Genomic DNA, 18,975 nt, shown 5'->3' with positions numbered 1-18,975 from the left:
GGAGGAAATCCGCGATCAGCGGAACGCGACCAGCGTTCCGTTGTCGCACAGCACATAAAGAGTGTTGTTGGCAACGACCGGAGACAAGTAGGAACCGGTGGGCAGCGACCGCGTCACCTCCACCTTGCCATCCGAGGGCGACAAGCCCAGCAGCTGGCCGTTCGACCCGGCGACCCACAGACGGTTGCCCGCCATCACCGGACCGGACCAGACGATCGGGCCGGTCTTGTCTTCGGGATCCTTGAAGCGGGCGAGCGGCGACACCCAACGGATCTTGCCGTTCTGGCGGGCCACCGCGACGACTTCCTGGTCGTTGGTGACGGTGAACAGATAGTCGCCGGCCAGCCACGGGGTGTTGACGCCGCCGATCTCGGTTTCCCAGATCCGGGCGCCGATGCGCTCGTCGACGGCGACCATGCGGCCGGAATGGCCGATGGCGTAGACGGTGCCGCGGTCGACCACCGGCAGGCCGCGGATGTCGGCCAGATTGCTGAGCTGGCCGGTGCGGCGGATGGCGGCGAGGCTCTCCTGCCAGGCGACGCGGCCGTTTTCCGGACGCAGGCCGAACAGCTCGCCCGAGGAATAGGGGGCGACGACCAGCGTGCCGGTGACGGCCGGGCTGGCGGCGCCGAGCAGGCCGGCTGTCTCCAGGATGCCCTGGTGCGACCACTGTACGGAACCGTCGTCCGTCGACAGCGCGATGGTCTGGTTGTCGAGCGTGATGACCATCACGCGTCCACCGGCGACGGTCGGGGCGCCGCGAACCGGGCCGGCGATGCGCTTGCGCCACAGAACCTTGCCGCTGCCGGCATCGAGCGACAGCACTTCGGCGAAGCCGGTGGCGGCATAGACGCGACCGTCGGCATAGGCGACGCCGCCGCCGGTGGCGCCGCCGCGCTCGTTCTCCGGCCGGGTGTCGACGCGCCACAGCGACTGGCCGCTGCGCTCGTTCAGGGCTGAGACATGCGAATCGGCGTCCATGGCGAAGATGCGCCCATCGGCGATCACCGGCGTGCCGAGCAGCGCACGCGAGCTGCTGGACCCCGAACCGATGTCGGCGCGCCATGCATCGGACGGATTGGCCGACAGGGCGAGATTGCCGACGACATGATCCGGCGTGCCGCCCGGCTGCGCCCAGGCGGCGTTGGCGACCGCCGGGGGCACGGTGACGGCAACGGCGGCCAGCTGCGCATCCGGCTCCACCTTGCGCTCGCGCTGCAGGACGGCGACGCGCTTGCCGGGCAGCGGCGGATCGGGCGTCTTGCCCATCCAGCTGTCGATCGTGTCGCACCCGCCGAGGAACACGGCAAGCAGCGACGCGGACAGCAGCGCGGTGCGGCGGATGTTGCGGGACTTGGTGCCCGCCGTCTTGCGGGAGTTCGCCTGTTGGGTCGTCATGGCCTTGGGTCAGCCCTTGCCGTAGAGGGAGGCGAGATCGGCGGCGCGGCTGCGCACGCCCGACGGAGCCTGTTGGTCGTCCGCCAGCTGCTTGAAGAGCGTGCGGGCCTTTTCCGTGTCGCCGGCACGCACCGCCAGCACCGCCGTCAGCTCGCGCGCCGTGAAGCGCCAGGGGCTGCCGTCGGCGGTCAGCGGCTGCAGCTTCGCCGTCAGCTGCGCTGGGTCGCCGCCGTCGGTGCGCTGCATCACCGCCAGCAGGGTGGCGAGGTCGCGGTATTCGGCGGGGACGGAGCCGTTGCCGGCGATGCCGTCATAGACGGTCGCGGCCTCCGCCGGCTTGCCCTGGCGGATCATCAGGGCAGCGGCATTGAACTGGGCGATGGCGGCGAGGCTGGGGTTGGCGGAGCCGGCGAAGGCGGCCAGCGCCTCCACCCCCTTCTCCGGCCCCTGCGCGCTCTGCGCGATGGCGGTGACCAGGGCCGCGGTCTGTTCTTCCTTCTTCTGCGCCTGCCAGTGGCGCCAGAAGCTGTAGCCGCCGGTGCCAGCGACGATCAGGACGACGGCGGCGATCATGGCGCCGCCATACTTCTTGAAAAGGTGCTCCGCGCGGTCCCGGCGCAGATCCTCGTCGACTTCGCGGAAAATATCGCTCATGGCGCTGCGGTGGCGTCCTTGCGGTGGCGGCGTCGCGCACAGCCCGGATGGCGGCGCGGGTCGAACGGAACCCAGCCGGCCGGCTCCCCGGACGGATGGCTCCGCAAGATCAAGAGGGGCGGATAGCATCGGGCAACCCGTCGGGTCAAGAGCCTCCCTCTCCCGCAACAGGGCAATCGGGTGAAGGAGTGCGTGACAACGTGTCGGAGTTCCGAATCGATGCGACCCGGGTCGCCGCCCTGACCTGCGCCCCCGCCAACGTCACCGCCATGAAGCACATGGCCCAGAGCCTGCGCAGAAGAGCACCGGGAAAGGACTCTCTGCGCGTCCGAAGAAAGCTCGCCGCTTGAGACGATGACCTCCTGATCGGCCTCATCATCTCATGAACCGTTCACCCGATTCCCCTGCGCGGCGGAACCGCTCCTGATAAGGACCTGCACGAACGGCATGGCCGCTGCGCCGCGGTGGCTGTTGGAAGGGAGGTGCCCTACAGGGCAATGTCGCTGCTGCGCTGCAGCAGCCGGCGCGAGCAGCGACCATGGAGCCCAGCGCGTGCGCGACGAGATCGAGACCGGTGCCCAGGCCGATGCGGAAACCGGCTACCTGCAGGCCGGCACCCCCGCCTATCGCCGCGCCAGCCGCATCCTGTTCGTCGCCGGCTTCTCCACCTTCGCGACCCTCTATTGCGTCCAGCCGCTGCTGCCCGACTTCGTGCGCGAGTTCGGGGTGACGCCGGCGGAATCCAGCCTGTCGCTGTCGCTGACCACCGGCCTGCTGGCGGGCGCGCTTCTGGTGGCGGGCGCCATCTCCGACGGGATCGGGCGCAAGCCGGTGATGGTGGCGGCCCTGCTCGCCGCCGGGCTGCTGGGCATCGTCGGCGCGCTGATGCCGGACTGGCACGGCTTCCTGGCGGTGCGGGCGCTGGAAGGGCTGGCGCTGAGCGGACTGCCCGCCGTCGCCATGGCCTATGTCTCCGAAGAGGTCGATCCGAAATCGGCCGGCGTCGCCATGGGGCTCTATATCGGCGGAACCGCCATCGGCGGCATGTCCGGCCGCGTCCTGACCGCCATCGTCACCGATCTCGGCACCTGGAGGCTGGCGGTCGGGGTGGTGGGCGCGCTGGCGGTGGCCGCAGCGGTCACCGTCTGGTTGGCCCTGCCGCCGTCGCGCCATTTCGTCCGCCGCGCCGCCGGGCTGAAGGCGTTGGTGCGGGCCTGGCGCGGGCTGCTGACCGATCCGGCCCTGCTCGGGCTGTTCTCGCTCGGCTTCCTGCTGATGGGCGGCTTCGTCACCGTCTTCAACTACATCGGCTTCCGCCTCAGCGAGCCGCCGTTCGAACTGCGGCCGGCGGTGGTCGGCGCGGTGTTCCTGGTCTACAGCTTCGGCGTCGTCAGTTCGCCGCTGTTCGGCGGCTGGTCGGGCCGCTTCGGGTCGAACCGCACCCTGGCGACGGCGGTGGCGCTGATGGTGGGCGGGCTGGTCCTGCTGGAATTCGACAGCCTGTTCGCCATCGCCCCCGGAATCGCCCTGTTCACCTTCGCCTTCTTCGGCGCCCATTCCATCGTGTCGGCCTGGATCGGCCGCCGGGCCACGGTGGCGCGCGGGCAGGCCTCGTCCATCTATCTGTTCTGTTATTATCTGGGTTCCACGCTGGCCGGCACGCTGGGCGGGCTGTTCTGGCACGATCACGGCTGGACCGGGGTGGCGGCCTTCGTCGGGCTGCTGCTGGTCATAGCGGTCGCAGTGACCGCGGCGCTCCAACGCAGCCGCTGATCGCGCGGCGAAGGGTCGCGCTTGCAGTTCCGCTTATTGCGTCGGGACCGGCATCGCTTCAGGCTGTGTATGTCGGTTCGGCAGGAGTGAGCGCATTGAGTCACCTGACCGTCTATCTGGAGAACGACGCCCGGCGGCCGGAATTGAGCACGTCCGACCCTGATTTGATGGCCGGGCATCTGGCCCATGTCGGCATCATGTTCGAACGCTGGACTGCCGACACCCCCCTGCCCGCCTCCGCCGACGGCGAGGCGGTGCTGGCGGCCTACGCCCAGCCGGTCGAGGCGTTGAAGGCGGCGCGCCGCTTCCGCGCCGTCGACGTGGTGCGGGTCACGCCGGCAACCGAGGGCGTGGCAGCCCTGCGCGCCAAATTCCTGGACGAGCACACCCATGACGAGGACGAGGCGCGATTCTTCGTCGAAGGGGCCGGCGCCTTCTACATCCATCTCGACCGCAGGGTCTTGCGCGTGGTGTGCGAGGCGGGTGACCTGCTGAGCATCCCCGCCGGCACGCCGCACTGGTTCGACATGGGGCCGCGCCCCCGCTTCACCACCATCCGCTTCTTTACGCGGCCGGACGGCTGGATCGCCAGCCCGACCGGCGACACCATCGCCGCACGCTTCCCCCTGTTCGAACCGGCGACGGTGGACGCGGCCTGACTCCGCCTTATTCGCGCCCCAAAAATTTCACTTGAATCGCCGCCGGATTAGCGTAAATCAATTGGCACGACGCACCCGCACGTGCCTATGGCCCTCTGTGGTTATGCTACGACGTACCGCGTCCTTTTTGGAAGAACCGGCCATTCCAGTGGGTCGGTCCCGAGAGGGAGGTCAGTATGTACGCTGCCCACGGTGGGGCTGTGAGACGGTAACCCTTTAGCCGGTAAACGACGCGCTGTTGCCTGGAGCTTCACAGCCCGGGGCCGCTGCTCGCACCGGCTTTTTCCGTCTCCCCCCTTACCAAAATCCGATCGATCGCCGATTCCGCTGCATCACCCGCGCCACAGCTTTGTGCTGGCCGGATCGTGGTGCGGCCGGGGATTGCCGTCTGCTCACCGGGCCGGTTTGCACGCCGCCGTCCGGGGATAGGAGTGCGCCATGGGTTTCCTGCGTTCCCGTTCCGCCGTCACCCCGCTGCGCCGCGTCGGCCTGAACGACAGCAGCGCCGTTTCGCTGTCCACCGGCCGCCGTTCGACGGTGGCGCAGGCCGTCGCCCTGCACCGCCCGGAAGAGCCGATGCACTGCATCCGCCCCGGCGTGCTGGCCGACACCGCCGGCAGCTTCCTGGCCGCCTTCGCCGAGGCGACGGACTCCGTCGCCCGCGGCGGCGACGTGCTCTATGCCGTGAAGTGCAACCCGGAACCCGCGGTGCTGCGTGCCCTGTGGGCCGGCGGCGTGCGCCATTTCGACGTGGCCTCCCCCGGCGAGATCCGCCTGATCCGCCAGATGTTCCCCGATGCCGTCCTGCATTACATGCACCCGGTCAAGGGCCGTCAGGCGATCCGCAACGCCTATCGTCAGTATGGCGTCCGCGACTTCGTGCTCGACAGCCGCGAGGAGCTGGAGAAGATCCTGGAGGAGACGGACAACGCCGCCGACCTCGGCCTCGTCGTGCGTCTGGCTCTGCCGAAGGGCAACGCCGTCTACGACCTGTCCGGCAAGTTCGGCGCCGCCATGACCGATGCGGTGGAGCTGCTGCGCGCCGCCCGCGCCGCGGCGCTCAAGGTCGGGCTGTCCTTCCATGTCGGCTCGCAGATGCTCGATCCGTCGGCCTATGAGCGCGCCATCGCGCTGGCCGGCTACGTCATCGCCGAGAGCGGCGTTGCCATCGACGTGCTGGACGTCGGCGGAGGGTTCCCGGTGTCCTATCCGGGCGTCACCCCGCCGCCGCTCGGCGACTTCATGGCCGCCATCGCCCGCGGCGTCGCATCCATCGACCTGCCGCCGCATTGCCGCCTGTGGTGCGAGCCGGGCCGCGCCCTGGTCGCCCCCGGCGTATCGCTGGTGGTGCAGGTGGTGAAGCGGCGCGGCGACGAGCTGTTCATCAACGACGGCGTCTATGGCGCCCTGTCGGATGCCGGCGTGCCGGGCTTCCGCTTCCCGGCGCGGCTGATCCGCCCGTTCGAGGCGATGTCCGATGCCGAGGATGCGGCCTTCAGCTTCTACGGCCCGACCTGCGACAGCGCCGACAAGATGAACGGCCCCTTCCATCTGCCGGCCGACGTCAAGGCCGGCGACTGGATCGAGCTGGGTCAGCTCGGTGCCTATGGGTCCTGCCTGCGCACCGCCTTCAACGGTTTCGACCAGGCTCGCGTCGTCGAAGTGTCGGACGCGCCGCTGCTTGCCACTCCCGGCTATCAATTGCGCTCCTGCGCAGCCTGATTACGCCGCCGGAATCTGTGGATAAAGCGTAAAGACATCCGTAACATTCACCGGTCCGGCGCGTTCCGCAGCCACTTCTCCGAAGTGGGCGGATGCGCCGGACCATGTCGTTGGCCTAAACTACCTCGGGGAGACAAAAAATCATGGCCCTGGACACGAAGCTCTGCACGTTCACAGGCCGTATGGTCATCGTTGGATTCGGTTCGATCGGACAGGGTGTCTTGCCGCTGCTTCTGCGTCACATCGACGGACTTACCGCCGACCGAATCACCATCGTCACCGCCGAGGAGCGCGGGCGCGAGGAGGCCGAGCATTACGGCGTCGCCTTCCACAACAACCCGCTCGACAACGACAATTTCTTCCAGATCCTGAAGCCGCTGATCGACAAGGGCGATTTCCTGGTCAACCTGTCGGTCGACGTCTCGTCGGTCGCGCTGATCGAGTTCTGCCAGCGGGTCGGCGCCTTCTACACCGACACCTGCACCGAACCGTGGGCGGGCGGCTACACCGATTCCAGCCTGTCGCCGTCGCTGCGCTCCAACTACGCGCTGCGCGAAACGGCGCTGGCGTTGCGCAGCCGCTTCGAAGGCGGCCCGACCGCGCTGATCACCCATGGGGCGAATCCGGGTCTGGTGTCGCATTTCGTCAAGCAGGCCCTGCTGAACATCGCCGCCGACACCGGGGTCGAGACCGACATCCCGGCCGACCGCGACGGCTGGGGACGGCTGGCGCAGAAGCTGGGCATCAAGACCATCCATGTGGCGGAACGCGACACCCAGGTGTCGAACCAGCCCAAGCAGATCGGCGAGTTCGTCAACACCTGGTCGATCGACGGCTTCGTCGGCGAGGGCTGCCAGCCGGCCGAACTCGGCTGGGGCACGCATGAGAAGGCGCTGCCGCCCGACGGCCGCCGCCACGAGTTCGGCTGCGATTCCGCCATCTACCTGATGCGGCCGGGTGCCGCCACCCGCGTGCGCACCTGGACCCCGCTTGAGGGACCGTTCCACGGCTTCCTCATCACCCACAGCGAGGCGATCTCGATCTCCGACTATTTCACGGTGCGCGAGGGCGGCAAGGTCGTCTATCGGCCGACCTGCCACTATGCCTATCATCCCTGCGACGACGCGGTGATGTCGCTGCACGAACTGGTCGGCAAGAACTACAACATGCAGGCCGAACAGCGGCTGATGATGCACGAGATCACCGGCGGAATGGACGAGCTGGGCGTGCTGCTGATGGGCCATCCCAAGGGCGCCTACTGGTACGGCTCGCGGCTCGACATCGACACGGCGCGGTCGCTGGCCCCCTACAACAACGCCACGTCGATGCAGGTGACCTCCACCGTTCTGGGCGGCATCGTCTGGACGCTGGAGAACCCGACTCGGGGCGTGGTGGAACCGGACGAGGTCGACTTCCGCCGGGTGCTCGACATCGCCGCCCCCTATCTGGGCGAGGTGGTCGGCGCCTATGGCGACTGGACGCCCCTGCAGGACCGCAACACCCTGTTCCCGGAGGACATCGACGAGGACGATCCGTGGCAGTTCAAGAACTTCCGGGTCGTTTGAGACAGGTTGGATGAAGTCCCGCGGCTCCTGCCGCCGCTGCGGCGGCGGGGGCTGCGGCGTTGCTGCCACAGGGCGGGCGGCGACACGGTGACATTGCCCGCGGTGGGGTCTTGAAACCGTTGACTTGGGCTTTCGCTTCCCCCAATCGTTCCGACATGCCCAAGCACGTCTCCCGGCGCGCCCGCGCCAAAGCTCCGACCGCCGCCAATCCCCTCCTGCGCTCCGGCATCGTCGGGCTGATGGTGGCGTGCGGGGTCGCCGCCGTGGATCTGGCCTTCACCGACATGGCGCAGGCCCAGTCGCCGGCCACACCGGTTCCCGGAACGAAGCCGGCCACCGCCGGACAGGGAAGCGCCAATGGACCGGCGAACGGAACGGCGCAGAAGCAGGACCCGGTGCTGCTCACAGCCGACCAGGTCACCTTCGACGAGGTGAACAGCCTCGTCACCGCCAGCGGCAATGTCGAGCTGGCGCAGGGCAAGCGCAGCGTCCGCGCCGACAAGATCACCTACAACCAGAAGACCAAGGTCGTCACCGCCACCGGCAAGATCCGGCTGGTGGAGCCGTCGGGAGACATCGTCTTCGCCGATTACGCCGAACTGACCGATGACCTGAAGGACGTGTTCATCGAGAACATCCGCGTCCTGATGACCGACAACGGCCGGATGGCCGGCACCGAGGGCGAGCGGCGCGAGGGCCGGCTGACGCGCGTCAACCGCGGCGTCTACAGCCCCTGCGACCTCTGCAAGGAGGACCCCACCCGTCCGCCGCTGTGGCAGATCCGCGCCGTGCGCATCGTGCACGACAACGAGGAGCACGAGGTCCGCTACCGCGACGCGACGATGGAGATCTTCGGGATCCCCGTCGCCTACACGCCCTACCTGTCGCATCCCGATCCGTCGGTCGACCGCAAGAGCGGCTTCCTGACCCCGTCCTTCGGCAACAACTCGAATTTGGGCGCCATCCTCAAGACCCACTATTACTGGGACATTGGGCCGGACCAGGACGCAACCTTCGACCTGCATTACTATTCGCAGCAGGGGCCGCTGCTGGGTGGCCAGTACCGCAAGCGTTTCGAGAACGGCCGGCTGGAGCTGGAAGGCGCCATCACCCGCGGCGACGGCGGCAACAGCAACACGGCGCCGAAGGAGACGCGCAACCGCGGCTACGTCGCCGCGCGCGGCCTGTTCGACATCGACGAGACCTGGCGCGCCGGCTTCGACATCAAGCGTACGAGCGATCCGACCTTCCTGCGGCGCTATTACGATTTCCGCGAGGACTATCTGACCAGCAAGGCCTATGTGGAAGGCTTCCGCGGCCGGAACTATGCGGCGATCACCGGCTACAGCTTCCAGGACATGCGTTACGGGAATACCATTCCCGAACCGGTCGCCCTGCCCTATGCGCAGTACAATGCGCTGGGCGAGCCGGGAAGCCTGTTCGGCGGCCGCTGGTCGCTGGACACCAGCCTGCTGGGCGTCTCGCGCTTCCAGAATGCCGGGCCTGACACCCAGCGCGTCGTCGTTCAGCCGGGGTGGGAGCGCAACATCGTCTCCAACGCCGGCTTCGTGACCACCCTGTCGGGCAGCGTGCTGGTCGCCGGCTATACGGCGCAGCAGTTCAACTCCGCCAATCCGACCACGCGCGGGGACGACAACGTCAGCCGCTTCCGTTTCTTCCCGCAGGGACAGGCGACCGTCCGCTATCCCTTCGTCCGCTATGGAGAAAACTCGTCCCAGCTGATCGAGCCGATCGGCCAGATGACCTTCGCGCCCAAGCTGCCGAACGGCCGGGTTTTCCCGAACGAGGACAGCCTGGACATCGAATTCGACGACGTGAACCTGCTGCAGCCGAACCGCTTCACCGGCATCGACCGGCTGGACGACGGCATGCGCATCACCTACGGCCTGCGCACGGCGATCTACGGCAACACCCAGGGATCGGCCAGCCTGTTCCTGGGCCAGAGCCGCCGCCTGACGGACAGCAATGCCGGCTTCACCGGCGGGTCCGGCCTGGAGGACAGCGTGTCCGACTATGTCGGCCGCCTGGACCTGCAGCCGGCCGACTGGCTGGATGTGAATTACGGCTTCCGCATCGACCATGAGACGCTCCGGCCCCGCCGCCATTCGCTGAACGCGTCGGCCGGCGTGCCCCTCCTGCGGCTGTCCACCTCCTACACCTATGTCGACCAGACCACGTCGCGCACCGCGGTCACCCGCGACCGGGTGGAACAGGCGTCGTTCGGCCTGTCGTCGCAGTTCAGCAATTATTGGAGCATCGGCATCAGCCACAGCCAGGCGATGGAACCGCAGCCCGGTCCACGCTCCAGCCTGGCGGTTCTGTCCTATGCCGACGAATGCCTGATCTTCCAGACGATCGCCCGCCGCGACTACACGGTCAGCACCACCGGCGAGCAGGACGGCAACACCATCTTCTTCCGTCTGGTCTTCAAGAATGTCGGCGAGTTCAAGAGCCCGGGCCTGAACGCAAGCTTCCTGGGCGGCGGCTCGGCCAACCAGTAGAATCGGCGCGCCGATAGCTGGCAGCGACAAGGCATCACGGCAAAATGGACGGCCAAGGGGTTGCATCCCTTGGCCGTTGCCGTTAGCCATATCGCCCGACGAGACAGCCCGCCGCGACCGACATCATGACCCTGGGACGTTACGACTACGAAAGACGGTATCGCAAACGCATGCGGGCCGGCGCGATCAAGTTCCTGCTGCTGGCCGCGCTGGTCCTCGGCGTCGGGCTCTTCTCCTACCAGATGGGGATCGAGCAGCTGAAGGGCCGCGACGTCACCCTGCGGGAGGAGATCGCCACCCTGTCGCGCCAGAAGGCGGAGCTGGAACTGCTGGCCACCCAGATGCAGCACGCCGCCCGCACGGCGGAGGCGCGCGCCGCCGAGCTGGAAGGCCGCCTGCAGCGGGAGGTGCCGACCGGCGAGCTCGCCAAACTGACGCAGCTGGTGTCGGAGCGGCTGAAGAGCGGGATTGACGCCAACCGCCTGTCCTTCGTGATTTCCCAGGCCCAGGTTCAGCGCAACTGCCAGCCGGCCGACACCAAGCGCTTCACGCTGAGCACCCCGCTGCTGAAGGGCGGTGCGCGCGGCGTGACCTTCGGCAACGGCACCGTGACCGTCACCGGCGAAGGCCAGTCCGCCCACAACGCGCAGGGCAATGCCGAAAGCTGGTTCGATCCGGGACAGCCGGTGACCATCCGCATCACCGGCATCGGCGGCAAGACCGCGACGGTCACCGGCGTGCTGCCGCTGCACCAGTCGCTGGTGGTCGACAACAGCGAATACCGCTTCACCTTCGCCGCCTCCCAGCGCTCCTTCGTGGAGGTCACCGCCGACCGCTGCACCTATCCCTGAGCCGCAACCGCGAAGCCGCGCGGCGGTCCGCCCGCCGCGTGGATTTCCCACATGGCGAGGTAGGCGGCCTCGATGGAGCGGGCGAAACGGTCGGTATCGAACAGCGGGGCGGTCGCGCGCCCTTCCTCCAACCGCCGTTTCAGTCCTGCAAGCTCCGCCGGCCGTTCGGCCAGACGCTGCGCGGTCGCCTCATAGGCGTCCCAATCCGGCACGGCCGATTCCGGCAGACCGACGGCATGCAGCAGGCTGGCGGCGACCCGCCCGGCGAAGGAATGGCCCGGCACCGTCAACACCGGCAGCCCGGCCCACAATGCATCGCTCGCGGTGGTGTGGGCGCCGACCGGGCTCGAATCGAGGAAGAGGTCGGCCAGCCGGTGCCGCGCCAGATGGGCGGGGCCGGGCAGCCGGGGGGCGAAGACCAGCCGCTCCGCCGCGATTCCCCGCTCCGCCGCGGCACGGCGCAGGTTGACCGCCACCTCCGCCGGTCCTTCCAGCAGCCACAGGACCGATCCCGGCACCCGTTGCAGGATGCGGCACCAGCGGCCGAACAGCTCCGGCCCGATCTTGTAGGGCGCGTTGAAGGCGCAGAAGACCACAGCGTCCGCCGGCAGGCCGCAGTCGGCGCGGCTGGGCACCGGCCCGATGCTGCGCTTGCGGTCGTTGGGCTGATAGCTGTCGGGCAGATGGACGATGCGCTCGCTGTAGAAGCGCCGATGGTCGGCCGGCGCCACCACCGGATCGGCGATGACATAGTCGATGGTCGGACTTCCCGTCGTTCCCGGATAGCCCAGCCATTGCGCCTGCACCGGCGCCGGCCGGCGGGCGGCGATGCCGGGCCGGACGCCCTGGGTGTGCCCCTTCAGGTCGACCAGGATATCGATTCCCGCCCCATGGATCGCCTGCGCCGCCGCCTCGTCGGTCAGGGCGGACAGGTCGAGGAAGCGGTCGAATCCCGCTGCCAGCCGACGGCGCATTGGCCCGCCATCGTCGGGACCGTAGGAGCAGCCGACGATCTCGAACCGCCCGCGGTCGTGCCGCTCCACCAGTTCGGCGATCAGCACCGCGGTGGCGTGCTCATGATAGTCGGCGGACAGATAGCCGATGCGCAGCCTGTCGCCGCGGCCGGTGCGATTCGGGAAAACCGGCTCGATGCCGCGGGTCTTCCAGGCGGCGTAGCGCTCGGCGCAGGCCCGCTCCAACTCCGGCCCCGCCCCTTCGCCGAGGAAGATCCAGGGATGAACCTGCCGGGTCCGCCCCTCCCGCACCAATCCCACCAGCCGAACCGACAGCGCCTCCAGCCCATCCCAGCGGCAGAGGTGACGGCGCTGCTGAATCAGCTGGGCCAGCACCCCGCCGGGATCGGGCAGGCCGATGCACAGGGCACGCTCGAATCCCGCCACGCTGGCGGCATCGTCCTTCGCTCCGCCACGCTGCCCGCGCTCCTTCAGGGACAAGGCGAGGTTCGCCTGCCCTTCCGCCAGATCGGGCCGCAGACACAGGCAGGCGCGGAATCCGGCAATGGCGCGGTCCAGGTCGCCACGGTCGCGGTGCAGAGCCGCCAGGGCAAGCCGCGCCGGCACCAGCATCGGGTCCAGCTCCAGCGCCCGGCGCAGCGCCGCATCCGCCTCGTCCAGCCGGCCGAGTTCGCGCAGCAGGACCCCCTGGTTGCAAGGCGCCGGGGCGAAGCGCGGCATAAGCAGCGCGGCCTCGCCATAGGCCGTCACCGCCTCTGCCGAACGGCCGAGCGCCTGCAGGGTCACGCCCCAGTTGAAATGGTTGCCGCCGAAATCGGGCAGCCACGCCAGCGCCTTGCGGTGATGGGCCTCTGCCTCCGCCAGCCGGCCCTGGCGCCGCAGCGCCTCGCCGAAGTTGGAGCGGGCGACCGCCTCCTCCGGCGTGCCGGCCTGCCTTGCCGCGTCGAGCGCAGCGAACAGGGCGGCCTGCAGCGCGCCGTCACCGGGCTTGCCGGACAGACGGCGGCGCAGGTCGGCGACGGTGGCCGCGTCGCTCACTTCCGCTGCCACTGTCCGGCGGCGGTCATCACGAACTGGCCGGCGGGGGTCCGCTCGATCAGCTGCTGCCCGGCGACGGCCTGGACCTTGTCGAGCGCAGTGCCGTTGCCCTTGGCGATCTCGCGATAGCGGGCGAGCCGCTGGGCGTTCACCTGCTCGGCCAGCGCCTGGGCCGATGCGGGGGCGCCGGGAACGGCGCCGACCAGCCCGTCCGGACGCTCGCCGATCTGGCCGGCGGCCTTGGCGGCGGCCAGCGCATCCTGTGCGAAGGCAAGCGACGGCAGGGCGGAGGCCAGCAGCCCGGCGGCCATGGCGGTCAGCGCCAGCCGGTTGAAGCGGCGGCGGGTGATGGGATGGGTCGTCATCACTGTTTCCCCTTCGCAGGAGAGGGCAAAGAGTCCGCGGGCAGGCCGAACAGGGCTGGGTCGTTGCGGATGGCGTCGTCGACGTCGCGTTCCAGCTTGACCCGCACCTCCTGCTCGATGCGAACGTTCAGGTTGATCTCGATGGGCTTGTCGGGCGCTTCGATCTTGACCGTTGGGGCACAGGCCGCCGCCGCGAGGGACAACAGCAGGGCGGCCGTGGGGCGCGCGGCCATAAGATGGGTGGATGGGAATTTGGTTACCATGGTGGCGATCAGGGGTCCTTCTGGTCGGAGCCGGTCATGCGGTCCCGCAGCGTGTCGGGGAGCCGATAGACGTCGAGGTTCTGGCGCAGAATCCGGTCGAGCGCGCCGGACAGCTTAAGGTTAAGCGCAACCGGATAGCCATCGTAGAATGACGGGTTGGCGCCGCGCAGCGACAGGCCGGCGCTGAGTTCCCCGCCGGCCTGCCCGTCGATGGTGATCCGCAGGCTGTCGTAACGGAAATCGGTCAGCGCGCCCATCAGCATGGCGGTCGGGCTTCCCTCCACCCCCTTCAGCGCGGCGGGCGGGTTGGCGGGATCGTAGCGCAGGGTGCCGGGCGCGGCGGACTCCAGAACGCCGCCGTTCAGCGTCACCGTATCGTCGGCGAAGACCACCGGCAGGGTGCCGGCCAGCTTGCCGCTCGCCTCCAGCCCGTCGACGGCGATCAGATCCAGCAACTTGGCCGCGTCGATTCCATCCGCATGCAGGGTGACGGTTCCCTTGGGTGCGGCGGGCGCCAGCTTGAACGGATCGGCGCGCAGCGTACCGCCGGCCCAGCGCCATTCCGCGCGGCCGACGTCCAGCCGCCCGTCGCGCCCATAGCCGAACAGCAGGGTGCCGTCGGTCAGAGGAACGCCGACGTCGAGCAGGCCGATGGACAGCCTCTGTCCAGCCGGGATCACCGGCGGAGACAGGCTTGCCAAGGCCACCGTTCCGGTCACACCGGCGACGGTCACCGGCCCGGCGACGCCGGCCAGCCCCCTCACCGCCGCCTGCCCGGCCGTGGTCATGCCCTTGGCATCCCAGGCGATTGTCGCCTTGCCCGACAGGGTGCCGGACGCCTTCTGAAGAAAGCTCGCCGCCAGCGGCGAAAGGGCGGCCAATCCCGGCCCGTCCGGCGCAAGCGCGACCGGTTTCGCCACCGCCTCCACCCGGCCGGTGCCGGCGGTCTGGTCGTAATCGCCGGCCAGGGTGACGGACAGCAGGCCCTGCGCATCCTTCGCCGTGCCGGCGATGGACCAGGGCTGTTCCCCCTCCTGGACGGCACGGAGGGTGACGGCGAGCGGCACGACCGGCGCCGGCTTGGCGGTGTTGGTCAGCTTGGCGACGGTGGCGTCCGCCTGCCGACCGTTCCCATCCTGCCCCAGCCGCAGCGCCAATTGGTCGGCACGCAGGCCGCTGGCCGGTGCGTCGAGCCGCGGGGCCTTCACCTCCGCAGCGATGGTCATCAGCGACGGCGACCAGCGCAGCAGCGGCCCCTGCGGCGCGGCGCAGACGGTTGCTTCCTGCGGGAGGACCAGCGTCTGGCCGCTGATCGTCAGCTTCTCAACAACGGCAGGCAGGCAGCCGTCGGGGCTGACGGTCAGCATCCCGCCATCCATCCCCACCCGCAGCGCGCCGGACAGGGTGACACGGCCGGCCATCGGCAGGTCCAGCGTCGGGGCCGCGGCCTCCAGCGGCCCGCTGCCGGCGGTGAACTCCAGCCGCAGCCCGTCCCAGCCATCGGCGATCCGCAATCCGGTGACGGTGACCTCCGCCCCGGCGAAGCCGGAGTCGCGCAGCAACTCCGTCGCCACCCCGCCGATCAGGGTGGGTCCGGCCAGAATGGCACCGCCAAGGCCGACGACACCCAGCGTCATCGCAACCGCCGCCGTTCCCGCTATCGCCCGTCCCAGCCTCACCCGCCGTCCCCTCCCCGCGTCATGCGATGCAGATGGCTTGCCATGTCCCTGCCGCGATGAACACCCGGACAAGAGTCCGTCATCCGTGACTTTTGGCGGATCGTCCCCCCTCGCCAGCGCGGCTTTGCATTCCCCAGCTTTTCCCCTATGGTCCGGGGCGCGGATTTCGGCTCATCGGAGTGTTTCGCATGAAGCGGTGGACCCGCGCGTTGCTGGCGGCCTTGTTCGCCACAATCTTCACTGTCTCGTTCTTTACAGTCTCGCAAGGGGAGGCGAAGGCCTTGGATCCGGAAAACACCATTTACCTCGACCTCAAGGATGGTCGCGTGGTGATCGAACTGCGGCCCGACCTGGCGCCGAACCACGTCGCCCGCATCAAGGAACTGACCCGCCAGGGCTTCTACAACGGCGTCGTCTTCCACCGCGTCATCGACGGCTTCATGGCCCAGACCGGCGACCCGACCGGCACCGGCATGGGCGGCTCCGGCAAGAAGCTGAAGGCCGAGTTCTCCAGCGCGCCGCACATCCGCGGCACCCTGTCGATGGCCCGCGCGCAGGATCCCGACAGCGCCGACAGCCAGTTCTTCATCTGCTTCGCGCCGTCCAACTTCCTGGACCGCCAGTATACGGTCTGGGGCCGCGTGGTCGAGGGCATGGAGTTCGTGGACATGATCAAGAAGGGCAGCCAGTCCCGCAACGGTCAGGTCACCGAGCCGGACAAGATCGTCAAGATGCAGGTCGCCGCCGACGCCAAGTAACGGCATCGTCGCAGCGGATCGGGAAAAGGGGACCGGGTGCGCCGGTCCCCTTTTTCATGCCCGCGTCACGACGCTCTCAGCCACCGGCCAACGCCAAGGTCATCCCACGCAGCAGATCCTTCATCGACTGCGGCCGGTCCTGCCAGCGCATGGCCAGCCCGGACATCAGCACCTTCTCGAATCCCGGCGGCAGCGCCACCCCGAGTTCGGAGGGGCGCGGCACCTTGTCGTTCATGAAGCGGGCGGTGGCGTCCGGCGGGGTGCGGCCGGTCAGCGCCAGATAGATGGTGGCGCACAACGCATAGACGTCCGACCAGGGACCCTGGCGCCCTTCGTTCGAATATTGCTCCGGCGGGGCATAGCCCGGCTTCAGGATCACGGTCAGACCGTTGGCGGGCTTCGCCGTTTGCCGCGCCGCGCCGAAGTCCAGCAGCTTCCGTTCCCCGCCATTGGTCAGGAAAATGTTGTCCGGGCTGACGTCGCGGTGGATCAGACCCTGCTCGTGGATGGCCTGCAGCGCCTTCGCGATGGGCGTCACCACCGACAGCGTCCGCTTCACGTCGATCCGGCCGCCGGAATCGGCCAGATACCTCTTCATGGTCCGGCCTTCCAGCAGTTCCATCACCAGATAGGCGGTGCCGTTCTCCTCGAAGAAGTCCTGGACGCCGACGATCTCGCGCACGTCGCGCAGGCGGGCCAAGGTCCGCGCCTCCTCCAGGAATTTGGCGAGACCGTCGGCAAAGGTCTCCGCATGCTCGTCGGAAAAGGGGGAGACGGCGGCGGCGTTTGGAACTCGCGCGATCAGGTTGGCCGGATAATACTCCTTGATCGCGACCTTCACCCGCAGCCGGTCGTCCCAACCCAGATAGGTGGCTCCGAAACCGCCCTGCCCCAGCACCCGCCCGGCGCGGTAGCGGCCATGCAGAAGCGTGCCGGGCACCAGATGCACCCCCGGCCGGTTGTCGGACTTCACGGGAAAGCCGCAGGCGGTGCAGGGACCGGACGGCATGCGGGCCGTGTAGCAGTTCGGGCACAGCCCGTCCGATGCCACCGGGGCGGCCGCGGGCGTCGGCGCGCCGATCATAACCGTATCCGCCGATGCCCGGCCCGCCGGAGGAATGGCGGCAGGCATTGCGGCGGAGGGGTTGCAAACGGTGTCCGCACTGCGCGGACCGGCACGATGCGCCGCCGAAACCGGAACCGGAACCGGAACCGGTGTCGGCGGCGGGGCGGGCGCGGTGGCCATCTGACGCAGGCGGTCGAGCAGATGCAGCAGCCGGCGCACCTCCGCCTGGGCGACGTCGCTGTCCGGTTGGGCGATCTCCGCCTGGAACTGCGGTTGGCGGACGATCTCCAAAATGTGCTGGCGCATCAGAGGCAGGGCGCCGTCCTCGCGGATCAGACCGGAGCAGGCGACCTCCGCCAGCCGGATGGTGCGGCGGCGCAGCACCGGCTCCACCTGCTTCAGCCGGGCGGCCAGTTGGCCGGTCTTCACATACTCGTCGACGGACCGTTCGGCACGGGCGGCGATCCGTTCGCAGGCATCGGCCGGCAGCGGGGCGGAACGGATGGCCGCCAGCGCGCGGGCGACGTCGCGCTCCAGCAGCGCCGTGTCCGGCGTCTGCACCAGCATGTTCTCGATCAGCAGCTCGTTGCCGACCGCGGCGTCCAGCGATGCGAGGATTTCGTCCGCGTGTCGTTCCCCGGCAGGAGTGGCGGCGACGCGGGTGAGATAGTGGATGCGGCAGAGCAGGTCCGGCTGCCCTTCGCTGAGCCCGACGATGGAACGGCGATAGGCGCTGGCCCCGCCCTGCTCCAGCCGGCGCGAATAGCGCACGGTCAGCGCATCGGCCATCGCCGCCCCGCCGATCAGCCCGTCGCGGCTCAGCAGATGCCCGGCCAGCGTCTTCAGAAACTCCGCCTCCTGGTCGAAGGCGCCGCGGCCCAGCGGCTGGGGCGCCTTCAACTGCCGGCGGATGCGGTCCAGCACGGCGGCTTTCGCCATCGGCAGCTTGCCCTGGCGGAACAGGGCATTCAGCACGCCGATGCGATTCGGCCCCATGGCCTCCATGCCGATGCGGCCGAACAGCATGTCGCACAGGGTGGACAGCAGGGTTCCGGGCAGCAGGTTGGCACCGAAGAGTTCCCCCCCTGCGGCGGTGGAGGCCAGGATATCGCCGATCACCCCATCGATCGCGGCGGCCAGCCGTTCGTCCCGGTCCCACTGGTGCAGTTCCAGCAGCCGGTCCAGTTTGCCGCCCCAGCTCTTGATCTCCACCAGTTCCAGGGCAACCGCCACCCGCAGGTCATAGTCGGCGTCGCCGGTCGGCGTCGCGGTTCCCTGCGACAGCAGCCAGTCCACCGGCCGGCGTCCGCGCGGCATGGCGGCAAAGGCGGCCTGGGCGGTGCGCGCCCTGGCCCAGCTCTCATCCACCGCGCTGCGGATGGCCTGACGGCGTCTCTGCTGCTCCTGCCCCGGCGCTCGGGCCTGCACGGCGGCGACCTTGGTGATCGCCGCCTCCACCACCGTCCCCTGTTCCAGGCAGGATTTCAGCGGCTTTGCGAGATGGATCAGTTCGGTGGGCGTCAGGCACAGCGGGTCGAGATACGGACGCAGCACGACGCCGATCACCATCCGCGCCGGCAGCGCATGGTAATCCGCCAGCGCACCGCACAGTTCCGCCTCGTCGAGCGAGCCCATGGCGGCCTGGGGTGACGGCATCGCGCGGCTGAGCGGTGAACTGGACACTCCCG

General features: G+C 69.0%; 14 protein-coding genes. 7 read left to right on the top strand and 7 right to left on the bottom strand.

Annotated features, from left to right (window positions below; genetic code table 11):
* Positions 1–15 precede the first annotated feature (15 nt).
* Together AZOLI_RS05045 and AZOLI_RS05040 are read right to left on the bottom strand one after the other, a co-directional pair.
* Entirely contained in the window at positions 16–1,398 is a 1,383-nt protein-coding gene (locus AZOLI_RS05045; RefSeq protein WP_014247509.1) for an outer membrane protein assembly factor BamB family protein, read from the bottom strand.
* Between the two features lie 9 nt (positions 1,399–1,407).
* Entirely contained in the window at positions 1,408–2,052 is a 645-nt protein-coding gene (locus tag AZOLI_RS05040; RefSeq protein WP_014247508.1) for a tetratricopeptide repeat protein, read from the bottom strand.
* 552 nt (positions 2,053–2,604) lie between these two features.
* Between AZOLI_RS05040 and AZOLI_RS05035 the strand changes: the two genes are divergently transcribed.
* The 6 genes from AZOLI_RS05035 to AZOLI_RS05010 all read left to right on the top strand — a co-directional run bounded on the left by AZOLI_RS05035 (position 2,605) and on the right by AZOLI_RS05010 (position 11,144).
* Entirely contained in the window at positions 2,605–3,825 is a 1,221-nt protein-coding gene (locus AZOLI_RS05035; protein WP_014247506.1) for an MFS transporter, read from the top strand.
* Positions 3,826–3,920: 95 nt separating this feature from the next.
* A complete protein-coding gene (locus AZOLI_RS05030; RefSeq protein ID WP_014247505.1) occupies positions 3,921–4,484 on the top strand; it encodes a 1,2-dihydroxy-3-keto-5-methylthiopentene dioxygenase in 564 nt (187 codons plus the stop codon).
* Positions 4,485–4,922: 438 nt separating this feature from the next.
* Positions 4,923–6,206: a type III PLP-dependent enzyme gene (locus AZOLI_RS05025; RefSeq protein ID WP_014247504.1), complete on the top strand. Its 1,284-nt coding sequence runs from the start codon at positions 4,923–4,925 to the stop codon at positions 6,204–6,206.
* A 143-nt stretch (positions 6,207–6,349) separates the two neighbouring features.
* Positions 6,350–7,771, top strand: a complete 1,422-nt coding sequence (locus tag AZOLI_RS05020; protein ID WP_014247503.1) for a homospermidine synthase — start codon at positions 6,350–6,352, stop codon at positions 7,769–7,771.
* Between the two features lie 155 nt (positions 7,772–7,926).
* Positions 7,927–10,293 carry an LPS-assembly protein LptD gene (locus AZOLI_RS05015; protein WP_014247502.1) on the top strand — a complete coding sequence of 789 codons (2,367 nt, stop codon included), beginning with the start codon at positions 7,927–7,929 and terminating at the stop codon, positions 10,291–10,293.
* Positions 10,294–10,418: 125 nt separating this feature from the next.
* A complete protein-coding gene (locus tag AZOLI_RS05010) occupies positions 10,419–11,144 on the top strand; it encodes a hypothetical protein (RefSeq protein WP_014247501.1) in 726 nt (241 codons plus the stop codon).
* Here AZOLI_RS05010 and AZOLI_RS05005 read toward each other — a convergent pair.
* From AZOLI_RS05005 to AZOLI_RS04990, 4 genes are read right to left on the bottom strand one after another with little or no spacing between them, the layout of a single operon-like run.
* Positions 11,135–13,156, bottom strand: a complete 2,022-nt coding sequence (locus tag AZOLI_RS05005) for an O-linked N-acetylglucosamine transferase family protein (RefSeq protein WP_014247500.1) — start codon at positions 13,154–13,156, stop codon at positions 11,135–11,137. The genes AZOLI_RS05010 and AZOLI_RS05005 overlap by 10 nt on opposite strands.
* Positions 13,153–13,521, bottom strand: a complete 369-nt coding sequence (locus AZOLI_RS05000; RefSeq protein WP_014247499.1) for a YdbL family protein — start codon at positions 13,519–13,521, stop codon at positions 13,153–13,155. Before AZOLI_RS05000 ends, AZOLI_RS05005 begins: the two co-directional genes overlap by 4 nt.
* Positions 13,521–13,784 carry a YnbE family lipoprotein gene (locus tag AZOLI_RS04995; RefSeq protein ID WP_197541524.1) on the bottom strand — a complete coding sequence of 88 codons (264 nt, stop codon included), beginning with the start codon at positions 13,782–13,784 and terminating at the stop codon, positions 13,521–13,523. The genes AZOLI_RS05000 and AZOLI_RS04995 overlap by 1 nt, the downstream gene beginning before the upstream one ends.
* Positions 13,785–13,792: 8 nt before the next feature.
* Positions 13,793–15,463: a YdbH domain-containing protein gene (locus AZOLI_RS04990; RefSeq protein ID WP_014247497.1), complete on the bottom strand. Its 1,671-nt coding sequence runs from the start codon at positions 15,461–15,463 to the stop codon at positions 13,793–13,795.
* 188 nt (positions 15,464–15,651) lie between these two features.
* On the opposite strand from AZOLI_RS04990, the gene AZOLI_RS04985 reads away from it, so the two are divergent.
* Positions 15,652–16,221 carry a peptidylprolyl isomerase gene (locus AZOLI_RS04985; protein ID WP_014247496.1) on the top strand — a complete coding sequence of 190 codons (570 nt, stop codon included), beginning with the start codon at positions 15,652–15,654 and terminating at the stop codon, positions 16,219–16,221.
* A 76-nt stretch (positions 16,222–16,297) separates the two neighbouring features.
* Here the strand turns inward: AZOLI_RS04985 and AZOLI_RS04980 are convergent, their stop codons facing one another.
* Complete coding sequence (locus tag AZOLI_RS04980; protein ID WP_162487988.1) at positions 16,298–18,970, bottom strand: serine/threonine-protein kinase; 2,673 nt, start codon at positions 18,968–18,970, stop codon at positions 16,298–16,300.
* Between the last annotated feature and the right edge of the window lie 5 nt (positions 18,971–18,975).

Source organism: Azospirillum lipoferum 4B, from assembly GCF_000283655.1.
Lineage (GTDB): Bacteria > Pseudomonadota > Alphaproteobacteria > Azospirillales > Azospirillaceae > Azospirillum > Azospirillum lipoferum_C.
The sequence above is the reverse complement of the archived record's forward strand: the minus strand, read 5'-3'. Positions and strand labels throughout refer to the sequence as shown.

Bases quoted from the DNA above. Each gene is read 5' to 3' on its own strand.
- AZOLI_RS05045 (WP_014247509.1), bottom strand. From the start codon at position 1,398: ATGACGACCCAACAGGCGAACTCCCGCAAGACGGCGGGCACCAAGTCC.
- AZOLI_RS05040 (WP_014247508.1), bottom strand. From the start codon at position 2,052: ATGAGCGATATTTTCCGCGAAGTCGACGAGGATCTGCGCCGGGACCGC.
- AZOLI_RS05025 (WP_014247504.1), top strand. From the start codon at position 4,923: ATGGGTTTCCTGCGTTCCCGTTCCGCCGTCACCCCGCTGCGCCGCGTC.
- AZOLI_RS05020 (WP_014247503.1), top strand. From the start codon at position 6,350: ATGGCCCTGGACACGAAGCTCTGCACGTTCACAGGCCGTATGGTCATC.
- AZOLI_RS05015 (WP_014247502.1), top strand. From the start codon at position 7,927: ATGCCCAAGCACGTCTCCCGGCGCGCCCGCGCCAAAGCTCCGACCGCC.
- AZOLI_RS05010 (WP_014247501.1), top strand. From the start codon at position 10,419: ATGACCCTGGGACGTTACGACTACGAAAGACGGTATCGCAAACGCATG.
- AZOLI_RS05000 (WP_014247499.1), bottom strand. From the start codon at position 13,521: ATGACGACCCATCCCATCACCCGCCGCCGCTTCAACCGGCTGGCGCTG.
- AZOLI_RS04995 (WP_197541524.1), bottom strand. From the start codon at position 13,784: ATGGTAACCAAATTCCCATCCACCCATCTTATGGCCGCGCGCCCCACG.
- AZOLI_RS04985 (WP_014247496.1), top strand. From the start codon at position 15,652: ATGAAGCGGTGGACCCGCGCGTTGCTGGCGGCCTTGTTCGCCACAATC.